Source organism: Sphingomonas sp. Ant20, assembly GCF_000783375.1.
Lineage (GTDB): Bacteria > Pseudomonadota > Alphaproteobacteria > Sphingomonadales > Sphingomonadaceae > Sphingomonas > Sphingomonas aerolata.
In genome coordinates this window covers 1-1,175 of the sequence record NZ_JRVI01000284.1, presented here as the reverse complement: position 1 = coordinate 1,175, position 1,175 = coordinate 1, and the positions used below count along the sequence as shown (strand labels likewise).

1 protein-coding gene and 1 pseudogene are annotated in these 1,175 nt (G+C 69.8%); both read right to left on the bottom strand.

The window, feature by feature from the left end:
- Positions 1–38: 38 nt before the first annotated feature.
- Complete coding sequence (locus NI18_RS20340; RefSeq protein WP_037532948.1) at positions 39–353, bottom strand: gene transfer agent family protein; 315 nt, start codon at positions 351–353, stop codon at positions 39–41.
- A 244-nt stretch (positions 354–597) separates the two neighbouring features.
- A pseudogene (locus NI18_RS20335) lies at positions 598–1,004 on the bottom strand (phage major tail protein, TP901-1 family).
- Positions 1,005–1,175: the final 171 nt, after the last annotated feature.

Genomic DNA, 1,175 nt, shown 5'->3' with positions numbered 1-1,175 from the left:
AACCCCGCGAGCCGCCCCGCGCGTCCGCGACGTCCGCATCACCGCCCCGCCAGGATCTGCCGCAGCAGGCCGCGCAGCACCGGCGTCACGACGGCAAGCCCCGCCTCGACCACCGCCTCCCCCAGCCGCTCGCGCGTCAGCCCCTCGGGGCAATCACGCAGGCAATGCCAGAACAGCGCGACCATCTCGCCAACCCCCAGCTTCCCCTCCGCCGCCCGCTCGACCAGCGCGAACAAAGGCCCCAGCTCCTCCTCCGCCGCCACCAGCGCCGCAAAACTCGGCCGCACCACGAGGGTCTCCCCGGAGACCCGCAGCGCCCCTTCGCCCCGCACACTATTCGCCACATCGCTCATGAAATTTCTCCAAAACCCCTCTCCCCCCGGGGGAGAGGGAGGGGCCCACGCGCCCTTGCGCGTGGGAGGGTGAGGGCAAGTGAGGCCAAGGACCCCGATCCCGCGCCCCCCCCGTCATCCTGACGAAAGTCAGGATCCAGAGCCGCACAGGACGACGCTCGTGACCCTGGATCCTGACTTTCGTCAGGATGACGGAAATGGGTCAGGACGAAGGTGACTCAGCACCACGCAAACAGGGAAATCCTCACCCCGCCACCACCGCCCCCGAACTCTCCAAGCTCAGCGTGTAGGATCGCTCCCCATTGAAATCCCCGGCATAATCCAGCCGCGACACGAGGAACCGGCCCGTCATCGTGTCGCCCCCTCGAACGCCAGCCGGTAATCGTCGAGCACCCCCGACAGCGCACTGGCCTTGATCCGAAGCTCCGCTGCCGAGCCCGTGAACACCCCCGCCCCCGATACCGAGACGCTGCGCACCCCCGCCCCCCGACAGCAATTGCCGCCAGCCGCCCGAATCCTTCGTCGTCACCACGATCGCCTCGCCGTTCACCGACATCTGCGCGTCCGCAGCCCCGCCACCGTCGCATAGACGGGCGTCGCCGCGCCGTTCCCGACCTTCAGCAGGAACGCGCTCCCCTTCTCCACCGCCATGTCCGTCTCCCCCTTCAGCTCTCGCGGTACATCCGCACCAGAAACTCGCTCGTGCCCCGCCACCGCTCGCCGACGCGCAGCACGCGCGAGCGCAGCATCTGCACGCGCACCAGCCGCCACCCTTCGCCCAGATCCGCGTCGAGCGCCTCGACCGCCTCCTCCGCCGCCGCC

Excerpts from the sequence above, each read along its gene's own strand:
- NI18_RS20340 (WP_037532948.1), bottom strand. The coding sequence starts at position 353 with ATGAGCGATGTGGCGAATAGTGTGCGGGGCGAAGGGGCGCTGCGGGTC.